This window comes from Alcaligenes sp. HNGD-HTN06 (assembly GCF_049932565.1).
Taxonomy (GTDB): Bacteria; Pseudomonadota; Gammaproteobacteria; order Burkholderiales; family Burkholderiaceae_B; genus Alcaligenes; species Alcaligenes ammonioxydans.
Map to the genome: position 1 here is coordinate 849445 of NZ_CP187782.1, position 15129 is coordinate 864573.

The window sequence follows — 15129 nt, forward strand, 5'->3', positions numbered from 1 at the left end:
CAATCAGGAAAACCAAACCATGATGAAAGGTCAGATTGCCGGCTTGATGCGCCAGGCGCAGCAAATGCAGGAAAACATGAAAAAGGCCCAGGAAGCCTTGGCCGATATCGAGGTCGAGGGCGTTTCCGGGGGTGGTCTGGTCAAGGTCACCATGAACTGCCGCCATGATGTGCGCCGTGTCTCCATTGATCCCAGCCTGCTGGAAGACGATAAAGAGATGCTGGAGGATTTGATTGCTGCTGCCTTTAACGATGCACAGCGCAAAGCCGAGGCCACCTCGCAGGAAAAAATGGCGGGCGTGACCGCTGGCCTGCCACTGCCTCCCGGTATGAAGTTTCCGTTCTGATGAACGAACCGCAGATCGCAGAGCCCGAACCTCTTCGGGCTCTGATCCAGGCTCTGCGTCGGCTACCCGGTGTGGGCGAGCGTAGCGCTCGCCGCATGGCCTACCATTTGTTGCAACACGATCTGGTAGGTGCCGACCAATTGAGCCGTGCGCTTGAACATGCCACGACAGCACTGCAGCACTGCCAGCGCTGCAATGGTTTCACCGTCCAGCCCATTTGTGAGACCTGTGCCAATCCCCGCCGTGATCCGGCGTTGTTGTGTGTGGTGGAGACCCCTGCCGATCAAAACATGATCGAGGCTACGCATGGCTATCGAGGCCTTTACTATGTCCTGATGGGGCGCTTGACGCCGCTGGAAGGCATAGGCCCGGACGCCTTGCAATTTGACCGCTTGCTAGAGCGAGCCGGTGATGGCCTGGTGCAGGAAGTGATACTAGCGACCAATTTCACCGCAGAGGGCGAAACCACTGCCCACCATCTGGCGGAGATGCTGACCAGCCAAGGTTTGAAAGTGACTCGTCTGGCCCGCGGTGTGCCAGCCGGAAGCGAGCTGGAATATGTGGACCCCAGCACCATTGCCTGGGCCTTGATGGAGCGTCGCGCCACTTGAACAGGTTTGACCGCGTAGCGGACAAGGGGGGTATCCCCCTTTTGTTTTTAGTATAAGTATCAAGCCTAAATAGTTAATGACCAACAACAAGAAGGGGATTGCCATGAAACTGACACGTCGTCATGCACTCAAACTGGTTGGAGCATCGGGGCTGGCCCTGTCGTTGCCGACGCTGGCCCGTGCACAGGAAGTGGAAAAAAAGAACATCACGATTGCCGTCGGTGGCAAGGCGCTGATTTATTACCTGCCTTTGTCCATTGCCGAGATCAATGGCTACTTCGAGGACGAAGGCCTTAAAGTCAAAGTGGCAGACTTTGCGGGTGGCTCCAAGGCTCTGCAGGCCGTAGTGGGCGGCAGTGCAGATGTGGTGTCCGGTGCGTTTGAACACACCATCAATCTGCAGTCCAAAGGCCAGTTCTACCGTGCCTTTGTGCAGCAGGGGCGCGCTCCCGCCATTGTTCTGGCTGTATCCAACAAAACGATGCCAGACTATAAGTCGCCGGCTGATTTGAAGGGCAAGAAAATCGGTGTCACCGCGCCGGGCTCCTCGACCAATATGATGGTCAATTTTTATCTGGAGCAAAACGGACTCAAGCCCTCGGATGTGTCCTTTATCGGTGTGGGCGCTGGCGCCGGTGCCGTTACCGCCATGCGTACGGGTCAGATCGATGCCATGGCCAATCTGGACCCCGTCATCGGCACCTTGCTCAAGGAAAACGAAGTGCGTGTCATCGCTGACACCCGTACCGTTGCCGATACCAAGGCCATTTTTGGCGGCAATATGCCCTCGGCCTGCTTGTACGCGTCGGAAGACTTCATCACTCAGAACCCGAAAACGGCCCAGGCTCTGGCCAATGCCATCGTGCGCGCCGACAAGTGGATCCAGGCCAATGATGCCGAAACCATTGCCAAGACGGTGCCCGCCTCCTATCTGTTGGGTGATGTGGAGCTGTACAAGCAGTGTCTGGATGCCAATAAGGAATCCCTCTCGCCCGATGGCCTGGTCGATGAAGACGGTCCTTCCACCGCCTTGAAGGCCCTGGCTGCGTTCGTGCCGAATCTGGACCCCGCCAAGATCGATATCAGCAAGATCTACACCAACGAATTTGCTGACAATGCCAACAAGAAGTACCCCAATGTCTGAAGCAGCACTTTCTTTAGAGAACATCAGCTGTGTGTTTGCATCCCGTGATGGCAAAGGTACATACACGGCTGTTCGTGACGCCAGCCTGAGCATTGCTCCAGGCGAGTTTGTCTCGGTGGTAGGCCCAACGGGCTGCGGCAAGTCCACGCTCCTGAACGTAGGGGCGGGCTTGCTGAGCCCTTCGTCGGGCGAAGTGCGCGTGTTCGGTAAACCTTTGCAAGGGGTGAATGAGCGTGCGGGCTATATGTTTCAGGGCGAAGCGCTGATGCCCTGGCGCAGTGCCGAGTCCAACGTAATGGCCGGACTGGAATTTGCCGGTGTTCCGCAAGATGAGGCCCGCGACCGTGCTCAGGTCTGGCTCAAGCGAGTGGGGCTGGGTGGCTTTGGTGATCGCTACCCGCATCAGATGTCCGGTGGTATGCGCAAACGCGTCATGCTGGCCCAGACCCTGATTCGGGACCCCGATATCATTTTGATGGACGAGCCGTTTTCGGCGCTCGACATCCAAACCCGCCAACTGATGGAAAACGAAGTGCTGGAGATCTGGATGGCGCAGCGTAAAGCGGTGCTGTTCATCACTCACGATCTGGACGAAGCCATTGCCATGAGTGATCGTGTGGTGGTGTTGTCGGCCGGGCCGGGCACGCATCCCATTGGCGAATTCCATGTCGATCTCCCACGTCCGCGTGACGTGGCCGAAGTGCGCAATGACCCCCGCTTTGTCGAATTGCATGCGGCGATCTGGGCCGTCTTGCGCGATGAGGTTCTCAAGGGTTATGCCCAGCAAAAGCGTGCCTGATATGTCTAAATCCTTTACTCGATCCAAGCTGGCCCTGCGCGCTTGGCAAATCTCACTGCTCATCGTTATTTTGTTGGCCTGGCATTTTCTGACGCTGGACCCCAAAGTTGCGTTTTTCTTTGGTCAGCCACTGGAAGTGGTCAAGGTGATCTGGGCCTGGTTTGTCACCAACGGTGATATTTACCTGCACCTGGGCGTGACCTTGAGCGAAACCCTGCTGGCTTTTGCCATTGGCACGATTGCCGGCCTGGCATGTGGCTTGTGGCTGGGTCTGTCACCTCGTGCAGCAGCCTTGCTGGACCCCTACCTGACGGCTGCCAACTCCATGCCGCGCGTCATTCTGGCGCCGATTTTCGGCATGTGGTTCGGTCTGGGGATCTGGTCCAAAGTGGCTCTGGCGGTGACGCTGGTGTTCTTCATCGTGTTCTTCAACGTGTACCAGGGTGTGCGTGAAGTCAGCTCCACGCTGCTGGACAATGCCCGCATGCTGGGTGCCAGCCGTCGTCAGTTGCTGCGCCACGTCTATATTCCTTCGGCTACCAGCTGGGTGTTTTCCAGCTTGCACACCTCGGTCGGTCTGGCTTTTGTGGGGGCTGTGGTGGGTGAGTACCTGGGTTCAGCCAGTGGGGTCGGCTATCTGATCCTGCAGGCAGAGGGCACACTGGATGTGAATACGGTGTTTGCCGGTATTGTGGTGCTGACCGTTTTCGCGCTGATTCTGGATGGGCTGGTCAGCGTGTTTGAGGATCGCCTGCTGGCCTGGCGGCCTCAGGGTGGTGGCACAGAAAAGCTCTGAGCGTTATGTTGCCAGTCCCTTGATGGATGTGGCGCTCCGCAAAAAACGGCTCCTGAATCAGGAGCCGTTTTTTTATCAAGGAGTCAGGCCGGCAAGTTGGCCAGGTCGATCAGACCGCCTGTGTCCGGATGTCAGACTGAGCAGTCAGGTCCGCTGGCGCGCCTGCTGAATCAGGCTGTCGAGTTTGATGCCATCGGCAGTGAACTGGCGGATCCCTTCCGCCAGCTTTTCAGTGGCCATGGCATCCTGGTTCAATTCCGTGCGGAAGGCAATTTCGTTGCTGGCACGCCATTCGGGGGCCACCGCCTTGGCACGTGCCACATCCAGTACGGCAGGAACCTCGCCTTGAGCCGCATCGAGCTGACCCAGCAGCTCGGGGCTGATGGTCAGCAGGTCGCAGCCGGCCAATGCCTTGATCTGGCCGACGTTGCGAAAGCTGGCTCCCATGATTTCCGTGGGGATATCGTAGGTTTTATAGTATTCGTAGATGCCGCGCACTGAGCGTACGCCAGGGTCGTTTTCGCCTTGGTTGGCGCTTTCGTCCCAGTCCGGGCCGGCGGCTTTCTTGAACCAGTCGTAGATACGGCCCACAAAAGGCGAGATCAGGGTGACTTTGGCCTGGGCGCAGGCAATGGCTTGCGGCAGGCAGAACAAAAGAGTCAGGTTGCAGTGGATGCCTTCGGCCTGAAGCGCGCGGGCGGCCTGAATGCCTTCCCAGGTACTGGCCAGCTTGATCAGCACCCGTTCGCGCGGCACACCGGCTTTTTCGTACAGCTGAATGATGTGACGGGCGCGCTCGACACTGGCCAGGGCATCGAAAGACAGACGGGCATCGACTTCGGTGGAAACACGACCGGGCACAATGTCCAGAATCTGACGGCCAAAGGCAACCAGCAGCAGATCGCTGGTTTCAGCCAGACTGGCGTGGGGGTGGTCGGCGATGACGCGCTCGAGCAAAGGGCGGTAGGTCGCCTGCTGGACCGCCTTCAGAATCAGGGAAGGGTTGGTGGTCGCATCGGTGGGGCGATAGGCACGCATCGCCTCAAAATCGCCGGTATCGGCCACTACGGTTGTGCACTGGCGCAGAGAGTCAAGCTGAGTAGTCATGTCTGTTACTAGTCCATCGCAAAGCCATCAAACCAATCAACTACTGTAGTCGATTTTCCATGTTTTCGTGCCTGGTTTCAGCGTTATTACCGATAAACTACCGGAAAAACTTGGTTTGAGCATATAATTAGAAGGTTTAATATTAATTTCAGAATCCGGGGTTTTTAACGTGCTGCCGTCTTTATTTCCTGAGGAGTCCCGCACTATCACTAGTGCCGTCCTAGCCCTGGCGGATGGAACCCTATTCAAAGGGGTGTCAATCGGTGCCGAGGGGCACTGTGTTGCTGAGATCGTTTTCAATACAGCCATGACGGGCTATCAGGAAATCCTGACAGACCCAAGCTACAGCGGTCAAATTGTTACGCTTACCTATCCGCACATCGGTAATACCGGTGTCAATCCCGAGGACTCCGAATCCACCAAAGCCCATGCTGCTGGGCTTGTTATTCGCGATTGTCCCGCCCGCCTGTCCAACTTCCGCTCCACCCAGTCCTTGCCCGACTACCTGAAAGCTCAGGGCGTTGTGGCCATCTCCGGTATCGATACCCGCAAGCTGACCCGCATCCTGCGCGAGAAAGGCTCCATGGGTGCCTGCATCCTGGTCGGTGACGATACCGAGCGCGCTTTGGAACTGGCTCGTTCTTTCCCTGGCCTGAAAGGTCAGGATCTGGCCAAGGTTGTGTCCACGGACAAGCCCTACAACTGGACTGAAGGTTCCTGGGAACTGGGCCAGGGTTTCTCCAAGCCTGAAGGCAGCCGCTTTCACGTCGTGGCGTACGACTTCGGCGTCAAGGCCAACATCCTGCGCCTGATGGCCGACCGTGGCTGCAAAGTGACGGTAGTGCCTGCCCAGACTCCCCTGGCCGACGTATTGGCGTACGAACCCGATGGCGTGTTCCTGTCCAACGGCCCGGGCGACCCAGAGCCTTGTGATTACGCAATCGAAGCGTGCAAGGGCCTGCTGGAGCGCAAGTTGCCTGTGTTTGGTATTTGCCTGGGTCATCAGATCCTGGGTCTGGCCGTCGGTGCCCAGACCTTGAAGATGAAAAACGGCCACCACGGTGCCAACCATCCTGTGCAGGAGCTAGCCAGCGGCCGCGTGTTCATCACCAGCCAGAACCACGGTTTTGCGGTGGATGCCACTACGCTGCCTGCCAATGCCAAGGTCACGCACATCTCTTTGTTCGACCAGAGCCTGCAAGGTTTCGAGTTGACGGATCGCCCCGCGTTTTGCTTCCAGGGTCACCCTGAAGCCACTCCCGGCCCGCGCGATATTGCCTCGCTGTTCGACAAATTCATCAGCCTGATGGCTGCTCACCAGGCCAATAAATAAATCGCACTATGCCAAAGCGTTCAGACTTAAAAAGCATTCTTATCATTGGCGCCGGCCCGATCATCATTGGTCAGGCCTGCGAATTCGACTACTCGGGCGCCCAGGCGTGTAAGGCCCTGAAGGCCGAGGGTTACCGGACCGTGCTGGTCAACAGCAACCCGGCCACCATCATGACGGACCCGGATACGGCCGACGTCACCTACATCGAGCCCATCACCTGGCAAGCGGTAGAGAAGATCATTGAAAAAGAGCGTCCCGATGCGCTCTTGCCCACCATGGGCGGTCAGACTGCGCTGAACTGCGCCCTGGACCTGGCCAAACATGGTGTGTTGGAAAAATTCGGTGTCGAGCTGATCGGCGCCAATGCCGCTGCAATCGAAAAAGCCGAAGACCGCCTGAAATTCAAGGACGCCATGACCTCCATCGGTCTGGAGTCCGCCAAGTCCGGTGTGGCTCACAGCATGGACGAGGCCTGGGCGGTGCAAAAGCGCATTGCCGAGGAAATCGGTACCGCCGGCTTCCCCGTGGTCATTCGCCCCAGCTTCACGCTGGGCGGCACCGGCGGGGGCATTGCCTATAACCCTGAAGAATTTGAAACGATCTGCCGTCGTGGTCTGGAAGCATCGCCTACCAAGGAACTGCTGATTGAAGAATCCCTGCTGGGCTGGAAAGAGTTTGAAATGGAAGTGGTGCGTGACCGCGCCGACAACTGCATCATTGTGTGCTCCATTGAAAACCTGGACCCCATGGGTGTTCACACCGGCGACTCCATCACGGTGGCGCCTGCCCAAACTCTGACCGACCGCGAATACCAGATCATGCGGAATGCATCGATCGCTGTGTTGCGTGAAATCGGTGTGGATACCGGTGGCTCGAACGTGCAGTTTGCCGTGAACCCCGATAACGGCCGCATGATCGTGATCGAGATGAATCCGCGCGTGTCCCGCTCTTCGGCGCTGGCTTCCAAGGCAACCGGTTTCCCGATTGCCAAGATCGCTGCGCGTCTGGCGGTGGGTTACACCCTGGACGAGTTGCTGAACGAAATCACCGGCGGTGCTACCCCTGCGTCGTTCGAGCCAACCATCGACTACGTGGTTACCAAAGTGCCACGTTTCGCCTTCGAGAAATTCCCTCAGGCCGACTCGCGTCTGACCACTCAGATGAAGTCCGTGGGTGAAGTGATGGCCATTGGCCGCACGTTCCAGGAATCCTTCCAGAAAGCCCTGCGTGGCCTGGAAGTGGGTGTGGATGGCCTGAACCAGAAAACCACCGACCGCGAAAAACTGCAGGTCGAATTGGGCGAGCCTGGTCCAGAGCGTATCTGGTATGTGGGCGATGCTTTCGCTCAAGGTCTGAGCCTGGACGAGGTTCACAACCTCACCAAGATCGACCCCTGGTTCCTGGCCCAGATCAAAGAGATCGTGGACATCGAACTGGCGCTGGAACAAAAGACGCTGGCCGATCTGGACCGCGAGACGCTGTTCGGTCTGAAGCGCCGTGGTTTCTCCGACCGTCGTCTGGCCTTCCTGCTCGATACGGTGGAATCGGAAGTGCGCAAGTTGCGTCACCAGTTGAATGTGCGTCCTGTCTACAAGCGTGTGGACACCTGCGCGGCTGAATTTGCCACCGACACGGCCTATATGTACTCGACCTACGAGGAAGAGTGCGAGTCCAATCCGTCGGACAAGAAGAAGATCATTGTTCTGGGTGGCGGACCCAACCGTATTGGTCAGGGTATTGAGTTTGACTACTGCTGCGTGCATGCCGCCCTGGCCTTGCGCGAAGATGGTTACGAAACCATCATGGTCAACTGCAACCCCGAAACCGTTTCCACCGACTACGACACGTCCGACCGTCTGTACTTCGAGCCTCTGACGCTGGAAGACGTGCTGGAAATCGTTCACATCGAAAAACCGGTCGGCACCATTGTTCAGTACGGTGGTCAGACTCCCCTGAAGCTGGCGCGTGCGCTGGAGGCCAACGGTGTGCCCATTATCGGCACCAGCCCTGAATCCATTGACGTGGCCGAAGACCGTGAGCGCTTCCAAAAGCTCTTGAACAAGCTGGGCCTGCGTCAACCGCCAAACCGTACCGCCCGCACTGAAGGCGAAGCGATCGCTCTGGCGGCCGAGATCGGTTATCCGCTGGTGGTGCGCCCAAGCTACGTTCTGGGTGGCCGTGCCATGGAAATCGTGCACGAGCAGCAAGACCTGGAGCGCTACATGCGCGAAGCGGTCAAGGTCAGCAATGACTCGCCCGTGCTGCTGGATCACTTCCTGAACAATGCCACTGAAGTGGACGTGGACTGTCTGGCTGACGGCGAGCGCGTCTTTGTGGGCGGGGTGATGCAACACATTGAGCAGGCAGGTGTCCACTCCGGCGACTCTGCTTGCAGCTTGCCCCCATATTCGCTCAGCGATGAAACCGTTGCAGAAATCAAGCGCCAGACTGCCTTGATGGCCAAGGCCCTGAATGTGAAGGGCTTGATGAACGTGCAGTTCGCCATTCAGGACGGCGACGTCTACGTGCTGGAAGTGAACCCGCGTGCCTCGCGTACCGTGCCGTTCGTGTCCAAGGCTACCGGCTTGCAACTGGCCAAGATCGCAGCTCGTGCCATGGCCGGTCAGACGCTGGCCGAGCAGGGTATTACCGAAGAAATCACGCCTCCTTACTACAGTGTGAAAGAAGCGGTATTCCCCTTCGTGAAGTTCCCTGGCGTGGACACTATTCTGGGACCTGAAATGAAGTCCACCGGCGAAGTCATGGGGGTTGGTACCTCCTTTGCCGAGGCCTTTGTGAAGTCGCAGATGGCAGCCAGCGTGAATCTGCCTGACGGCGGTCTGGCGTTCATCAGTGTGCGCGCTCAGGACAAACCGCAAGCGGTTGAAGTGGCTCGCGGCTTGATCTCACTGGGCTTCAAGGTGGTGGCGACCCGTGGTACGGCCAGCGCCATCGAACAGGCTGGTCTGGCGGTTCAGGTGGTGAACAAGGTCACCGAGGGTCGTCCGCACATTGTGGATATGATCAAGAACGGGGAAGTTTCCCTGGTCATCAATACGGTTGAAGAGCGACGCAACGCCATTGTTGATTCGCGTACAATCCGTACACATGCCTTGGCTGCCAACCTGGCTTACTACACCACCATCGCGGGGGCTGTAGCGGCTGTGCAAGGCCTGCAGTATCTGCGTCATGGCGATGGCTTGAAGGTTTACGCGGTTCAAGAGCTGCACGCTCTGCTCGCGAAGCACTAAGTCGCTCCATGCTGGAAAGGCGCACCCTGGCGGTGCGCCTTTTTTGTTCTTGCCTCAGACAAGACCCGACCGTCGTCGTGTGACTGCACGCAGACTGCTTTAAGCCGGGCGTGGAAGTTTTCTTCTTTGGAGATCGTGTCGTGAAATGGTTCATTCTTGCCTTATTCATTGTGTGTACGATTGTCGTGCACTTCAGGGGTCGAGTCAGGCACCGCTTTTCCCGGCAGTTGCTGGACCATTCCACTTTCACGGCGCCGTTGAATGTGTTCATGTATGGCTTTTCGGCGGTACCGAATCAGCCCTATCTGGACCTGAAACATTTCCCGGAACTTAACAAACTGCTGGAACACTGCGATGAGATTCGCGCCGAGGCCCAGCACTTGTTTGGCGAAGGCCACATCAAGGCTTCGGACAAGTACAACGATGCAGGCTTTAACTCTTTTTTCAAAACCGGCTGGACGCGCTTTTACCTGAAGTGGTATGACGCCGATCATCCCTCGGCGCGCGAGCTGTGCCCGGTAACCACCAGCTTGCTCAAGGATATTCCCTCGATCAAGGCGGCCATGTTTACTTCTTTGCCGCCGGGCGCGCGCTTGCCGCGACACCGGGACCCCTACGCCGGTTCCTTGCGTTTTCACATGGGCTTGATGACACCCAATAGTCCTGACTGCTACATCGATGTGGATGGCCAGACCTATTATTGGCGTGATGGTGAAGCCGTCGTTTTTGATGAAACCTTTATTCATTACGCAGAGAACAAGACGGATCAGAACCGCATTATCCTGTTTGCCGATATTGAACGCCCCATGCGTTATCGCTGGGCACAGGCGGTCAATCACGCGGTAGGCGGGTTTTTGCTGCGTGCGGCGGCTGCCCCGAATCAGGAAGGCGACCGCACCGGCGGGATCAACCGCATCTTTGGCACGGTCTATGCGGTTCGTCGCTTTGGCAAGGCCATCAAGAAGAAAAACGAAACCCTGTACTACGTGCTCAAATGGTTGCTGGTACTGGGCATTGCTGCCTTGATCTTCCTGTAAAGCGCGGGTACAGCCTTATGCAGACGGTCTTTATCACGGGTGCCAGCAGCGGTTTGGGTAAAGCGCTGGCGCAGGAGTACGCGGCTCAAGGCGCTTGCCTGGGTTTGCTCGGACGGCGGCAGGAAGCACTCCAGGCGCTGGCTGACAGCCTGCCGGGCGAACATCGTATTTATGTTGCCGATGTCCGCGACAGGGAGGCTTTGCATCAGGCTGCCCAGGACTTTTTGCAGTTCACGGGCCAGAGAATCGACGTGGTTATTGCCAGTGCGGGGATCAGTGCGGGGACTTTGACGGAAGAAACGGAAGACTTTGCCGTATTCAAGGCCATTGTGGAGACAAATCTGCTGGCGATGGTGGCAACCTTTGAACCGTTTATCAGCACCATGAAAACGGCAGGCAAGGGCTCATTGGTCGGTATTGCCAGCGTGGCAGGTATTCGTGGGTTGCCCGGTGCGGGTGCGTACAGCAGCTCCAAGGCTGCGGTTATCGCTTATTGCGAAAGCTTGCGTCTGGAGTTGTCGCCTTACGGCGTGTCCGTCGTGACAATTACGCCTGGTTATATCCGCACGGCCATGACGGCCCATAATCCTTACGCCATGCCTTTCTTGATGCCGGCCCAAGACTTTGCCCGCAAAGCCCGCAGGACCATTGAGCAGGGTGTTTCCTACCGAGTTATTCCTTGGCAAATGGGGATTGTGTCGCGGCTGATGCGTCTTTTGCCTGACTGGCTCTACGATCGTCTTGCGCGCGGGGCTCCTCGCAAGCCACGGCTGAACAACAAGGCCTGATCACCTTCCTCTGGCTGCTGCCTGGCGCTACCGAGGCCTGGTGGGGGGGGATCAGGCCTGCTCGTCCAGCGCCGTATTCAGATGAGGCAGTTGCCCCCATTGCGTGCAGGTCCAGTTCAGGTCCTCATCAATATTGAAGAAGTTCAAACTGGTATTCAGAATGGCATGAGTGCGTTTGGCATTGAGTGCCTGTTGGTTCAGTTTTCGCCAGACCATATCAATGACGCCACCATGGGCGAAAACCAGCAGGTTCTTGCCGGCATGTGTCTGGGGCAGCGTCTCAAAGCAGTCCAAAACCCGGGTTTGAAACTGGCGCAGTGATTCGCCGCCTTCTACCGCATAATCAATATCAACCGTGTCGTCGGGCTGGTCGGGGCCATGTCGGCCTGCCGCATCCCAGGCCTGACCTTCCAGTTTGCCAAAGCCACGCTCGCGCAATCCGGGCAGCCGCTCAATGGCGATGTCCCAGTGCTGACAGGCTATCTCGGCGGTTTCCCAGGCGCGTTGCAGATCACTGCTGATGACGGCGTCCACGGACTGTTGAAATGCCGGAGAGCTCAGGTAACTGTGCAGGGCCCGGGCCTGCTCCCGCCCGGTCTCGTTCAGGGCGATATCCTGCCAGCCCTGTAAGCGACGTGCAGCGTTCCAGGCGGTTTCACCGTGGCGGATCAGACAAATAGACGTACTCATGCTTGCGGCCATTATTCAGGTAGGGAATCTGACTGCCAAAGGCAGGCTGATTCGCTATTGTAACGGGCCGGTCAAGCACAAGCAGATAGAGAGGGTATATACCGCATATAGCCTGAGGATGGAGGCAGAAACCGTGGTGAAACCTGCTTCTGCTTGGTCCAACGTGGTGTTTATCGCGTGCAGCCTTATTTTCAGGTGCCTTGTTGGGTCTTTCACGTTTAAAATCATGCCTCAATGAATCCGCCGGTGCTTCTGGAAGCGCTGGTGCGAGCGTAGGCCGAATTCAGCGGTATTTCTTTATTCCTTTTCTGGAACCCTCTATGTCTCAGTCTTACTTTCCGCGTTGGCGCCGTGTGTCCGGCAGCGAACCGGGTGCGGTTGTGCAACCTGACGAGTGTCTGGCAACGCCGCAAAACATTGCGATGGGCGCCCAGCACGTGGTGGCCATGTTCGGTTCCACCATTCTGGCCCCCTTGTTGATGGGCTTTGATCCCAACTTGGCTATTTTGATGTCGGGTATTGGCACCCTGATCTTTTTCGTGTTTGTAGGTGGCCGCGTTCCCAGTTACCTTGGGTCCAGTTTTGCGTTTATTGGTGGGGTGATTGCGGTGACCGGTTATGCCGGTAGCGGTCCCAATCCCAATATTGGTGTGGCTCTCGGGGCCATTATCATCTGCGGTCTGGTCTATACGCTGATCGGTGCGCTGGTCTGGGTATTTAATGCGCGCACTCACGGTGGCGCGGCACGTCTGATCAACCAGTGGATGCCGCCAGTGGTTACCGGCTCCATTGTGGCCGTGATTGGCCTGAATCTGGCACCCATTGCTGCCAAGGGCGCCATGGGTGCCGGTACTTTTGATTCCCTGATGGCTTTGATGACGGTGCTGTGTGTGGGCGGGATTGCCGTCTATACGCGGGGTGTGGCTCAGCGCCTGTTGATTCTGGTGGGTCTGCTTCTGGCCTGCGTGCTGTATTGGCTGTTTACCAACGTGATGGGCTACGGCACCCCGATCAATTTCGCGCCGGTTGCCCAGGCGGCCTGGTTGGGCCTGCCCACTTTCTCCACGCCCGTATTTCAGGCGCACGCCATGACCGTGATTGTGCCGGTGGCCATTATTCTGGTGGCCGAGAACCTGGGTCACATCAAAGCCGTGAGTGCCATGACGGGCCAGGATCTGGATGGTTATCTGGGGCGAGCTTTTGTGGGAGATGGGGTGGCCACTATGCTGTCCGGCTCGGTAGGGGGAACCGGAGTCACCACGTACGCTGAAAATATTGGTGTCATGGCGGCCACGCGCATTTACTCGACGCTGGTATTTGCCTTTGCCGCGGTGATTGCGATTTTTCTGGGCTTCTCGCCCAAATTCGGTGCTGTCATTCAATCCATTCCCGGTCCGGTGCTGGGGGGCATGTCCATCGTCGTGTTTGGTCTGATTGCGATTGCCGGTGCCCGTATCTGGGTGGTGAACCAGGTGGACTTCAGCGATAACCGCAACCTGCTGGTCGCCGCGGTCACGCTCATCCTGGGGGCCGGTAACTTCTCCTTGCAGTTTGGTGTGATTCGACTCGATGGGATCGGCTGTGCCACCTTTGGCGCCATTTTGCTCCACGCCTTGTTGCGAGGTTCTGGCCGAAACAAGGGTTAGTCGCCCGTAGAGCCAATCCCTTTTGCTGTGGCCCTCAGCGGCCCGGCAAACTCCCTGACCGGTGAGATGGCCAGCCTTCCCGCTTCTCAGACCTCTGTTTTTTTACACAGGGGTTAGAGGGGCTTGCTATTTTCAGGCAGTTTGCCGACAATAGATCTCACACCCCGGTTCTTCGCGGGGTTTTTTTCTGCCGCGGAAGTTCTCCGTGATGGAAAAGCCTTATTGGGGCAGTCGGCAGCTTAAGGCCTGGGCAGTGTGTTTGATGTACGCTGCACGGTCGGCAGGGCTTTCAGGTCAGCCGATCCGGCCTGTTTGATTGTTTGCCCCATCATCGTTATCCCCCTATCTTCCAGGCGCTCCTGCTACGGAGCGTCTTTTACTTGTTGAGCAGGAATACTATGTCTGCGATCCCATTGACTGCGCAGGGCGCACAACGTTTGCAAGTCGAATTACACCGCCTCAAGACGGTGGAACGTCCGGATGTGATTAACGCCATCGCTGAGGCGCGAGCACAAGGCGATTTGTCCGAGAACGCCGAGTATGATGCCGCGCGTGAGCGCCAGGGCTTTATCGAGGGGCGGATCGCCGAACTGGAAGGCACCTTGTCCAACGCCCAGATTATCGAGCCTGCCGCCCTGGAAGCCGATGGTCGCATCGTGTTTGGCGCCACGGTTGAAATCGAGGACCTGGAGTCAGGCAATACAGTGACTTACCAGATTGTGGGTGATGTTGAAGCGGATATCCGTGCCAACAAAATCTCCATCTCCAGCCCTGTCGCGCGCGCCCTGATCGGCAAGAGCGAGGGCGATGTGGTTGAGGTCAAGGCGCCAGCCGGCATTCGTGAATACGAAATCCTGTCGATCAAATACATTTGATCGGGCGTTGAGCGGCGGGTTTATCCCGCTGCTGCTGACTGCACGCAAAAGAAAGGCCCCTGTACATTGTGCCGGGGCCTTATAATTTACGGGCGCTTAGCGTTTGCCCGAACCGCCCAGTCCACGACGGGCGCCAGCTCGCAAGGACATGGCACTGCCCGGACGACTGGTGCTACGACGTGGCGCAGCAGCCGGTTTGACTGCGGTGAACTTCTGAACGCTGCGCGGGGCGGCCGAGGCTTTTTTCTCCTGGGTGCTGCTGCGTTCAGCCTTCATTTCCGCACGGCGAGCCCGTTCGGTGCTGCGTGTGCGTTGGACGCCGGATGCGGCCAGTTTCTTGGGCGTGTAAGGCTCCGAGGGCTTACGCACCGCGCGAGTAGGTTTTTCGATGGGCGCTCCCAAAACAGGGGGGCGTTCAATATTGGGTCTGTAGATCGTCAGGATTTTGCCCAGATGGTGAATAGGGGCAGCATCGAGCGCATCGCAGATTTGTTCTAACATGGTCAGACGAGCCTGACGGTCATCACCGGCCACGCGAATCTTGATGAGTTGGTGGGCTTGCAGGTGGACGGTGATTTCTTTGAGCACAGCGTCAGTCAGGCCATTGTCTCCAATCAGGACAACTGGGCGCAAAGCGTGAGCAGCAGCACGAAGGTCGCTGCGCTCATGAGGTGTAAGGTTGAGTTTTGGCATAAAGAGATTGTAC

Annotated in this window: 14 protein-coding genes; 11 read left to right on the forward strand and 3 right to left on the reverse strand. The window is 57.5% G+C overall.

Features of this window, described 5'->3' with window-relative positions; all coding sequences use genetic code 11:
• The first annotated feature begins 19 nt into the window (after positions 1–19).
• The 5 genes from ACOZ42_RS03925 to ACOZ42_RS03945 all read left to right on the forward strand — a co-directional run bounded on the left by ACOZ42_RS03925 (position 20) and on the right by ACOZ42_RS03945 (position 3696).
• Positions 20–346: a YbaB/EbfC family nucleoid-associated protein gene (locus tag ACOZ42_RS03925; RefSeq protein WP_003803398.1), complete on the forward strand. Its 327-nt coding sequence runs from the start codon at positions 20–22 to the stop codon at positions 344–346.
• Positions 346–957 (forward strand): recombination mediator RecR, encoded by a 612-nt coding sequence (gene recR, locus ACOZ42_RS03930; RefSeq protein ID WP_240209016.1) that lies wholly within the window; start codon positions 346–348, stop codon positions 955–957. The genes ACOZ42_RS03925 and recR overlap by 1 nt, the downstream gene beginning before the upstream one ends.
• A gap of 103 nt (positions 958–1060) precedes the next feature.
• Positions 1061–2101: an ABC transporter substrate-binding protein gene (locus ACOZ42_RS03935; RefSeq protein WP_131071350.1), complete on the forward strand. Its 1041-nt coding sequence runs from the start codon at positions 1061–1063 to the stop codon at positions 2099–2101.
• Positions 2094–2900 carry an ABC transporter ATP-binding protein gene (locus ACOZ42_RS03940; RefSeq protein ID WP_059318716.1) on the forward strand — a complete coding sequence of 269 codons (807 nt, stop codon included), beginning with the start codon at positions 2094–2096 and terminating at the stop codon, positions 2898–2900. Before ACOZ42_RS03935 ends, ACOZ42_RS03940 begins: the two co-directional genes overlap by 8 nt.
• Position 2901: 1 nt before the next feature.
• Positions 2902–3696 carry an ABC transporter permease gene (locus ACOZ42_RS03945; RefSeq protein ID WP_003803390.1) on the forward strand — a complete coding sequence of 265 codons (795 nt, stop codon included), beginning with the start codon at positions 2902–2904 and terminating at the stop codon, positions 3694–3696.
• Positions 3697–3840: 144 nt separating this feature from the next.
• Here ACOZ42_RS03945 and tal read toward each other — a convergent pair whose 3' ends face one another.
• Positions 3841–4803: a transaldolase gene (tal, locus tag ACOZ42_RS03950; protein WP_039943728.1), complete on the reverse strand. Its 963-nt coding sequence runs from the start codon at positions 4801–4803 to the stop codon at positions 3841–3843.
• 169 nt (positions 4804–4972) lie between these two features.
• Between tal and carA the strand changes: the two genes are divergently transcribed.
• The 4 genes from carA (at position 4973) to ACOZ42_RS03970 (ending at position 11212) form a co-directional block, all read left to right on the forward strand.
• Positions 4973–6136: a glutamine-hydrolyzing carbamoyl-phosphate synthase small subunit gene (gene carA / locus ACOZ42_RS03955; RefSeq protein ID WP_039943727.1), complete on the forward strand. Its 1164-nt coding sequence runs from the start codon at positions 4973–4975 to the stop codon at positions 6134–6136.
• A gap of 8 nt (positions 6137–6144) precedes the next feature.
• On the forward strand, positions 6145–9387 hold the full coding sequence (gene carB / locus ACOZ42_RS03960; protein ID WP_003803383.1) for a carbamoyl-phosphate synthase large subunit: 3243 nt from the start codon (positions 6145–6147) through the stop codon (positions 9385–9387).
• 140 nt (positions 9388–9527) lie between these two features.
• Positions 9528–10424 (forward strand): lipid A hydroxylase LpxO, encoded by an 897-nt coding sequence (gene lpxO / locus ACOZ42_RS03965; protein ID WP_059318718.1) that lies wholly within the window; start codon positions 9528–9530, stop codon positions 10422–10424.
• 17 nt (positions 10425–10441) lie between these two features.
• Positions 10442–11212, forward strand: coding sequence for an SDR family oxidoreductase (locus ACOZ42_RS03970; protein ID WP_059318719.1), 771 nt, complete (start codon positions 10442–10444; stop codon positions 11210–11212).
• 51 nt (positions 11213–11263) lie between these two features.
• Here the strand turns inward: ACOZ42_RS03970 and ACOZ42_RS03975 are convergent, their stop codons facing one another.
• Positions 11264–11902: a histidine phosphatase family protein gene (locus ACOZ42_RS03975; RefSeq protein ID WP_426345568.1), complete on the reverse strand. Its 639-nt coding sequence runs from the start codon at positions 11900–11902 to the stop codon at positions 11264–11266.
• A gap of 320 nt (positions 11903–12222) precedes the next feature.
• Between ACOZ42_RS03975 and ACOZ42_RS03980 the strand changes: the two genes are divergently transcribed.
• Both ACOZ42_RS03980 and greA read left to right on the forward strand, forming a co-directional pair.
• Complete coding sequence (locus tag ACOZ42_RS03980) at positions 12223–13548, forward strand: solute carrier family 23 protein (protein WP_003803372.1); 1326 nt, start codon at positions 12223–12225, stop codon at positions 13546–13548.
• Positions 13549–13946: 398 nt separating this feature from the next.
• Positions 13947–14423 (forward strand): transcription elongation factor GreA, encoded by a 477-nt coding sequence (gene greA / locus ACOZ42_RS03985; protein ID WP_003803370.1) that lies wholly within the window; start codon positions 13947–13949, stop codon positions 14421–14423.
• Between the two features lie 96 nt (positions 14424–14519).
• Here the strand turns inward: greA and ACOZ42_RS03990 are convergent, their stop codons facing one another.
• Positions 14520–15116 (reverse strand): YhbY family RNA-binding protein, encoded by a 597-nt coding sequence (locus ACOZ42_RS03990; protein ID WP_003803369.1) that lies wholly within the window; start codon positions 15114–15116, stop codon positions 14520–14522.
• Between the last annotated feature and the right edge of the window lie 13 nt (positions 15117–15129).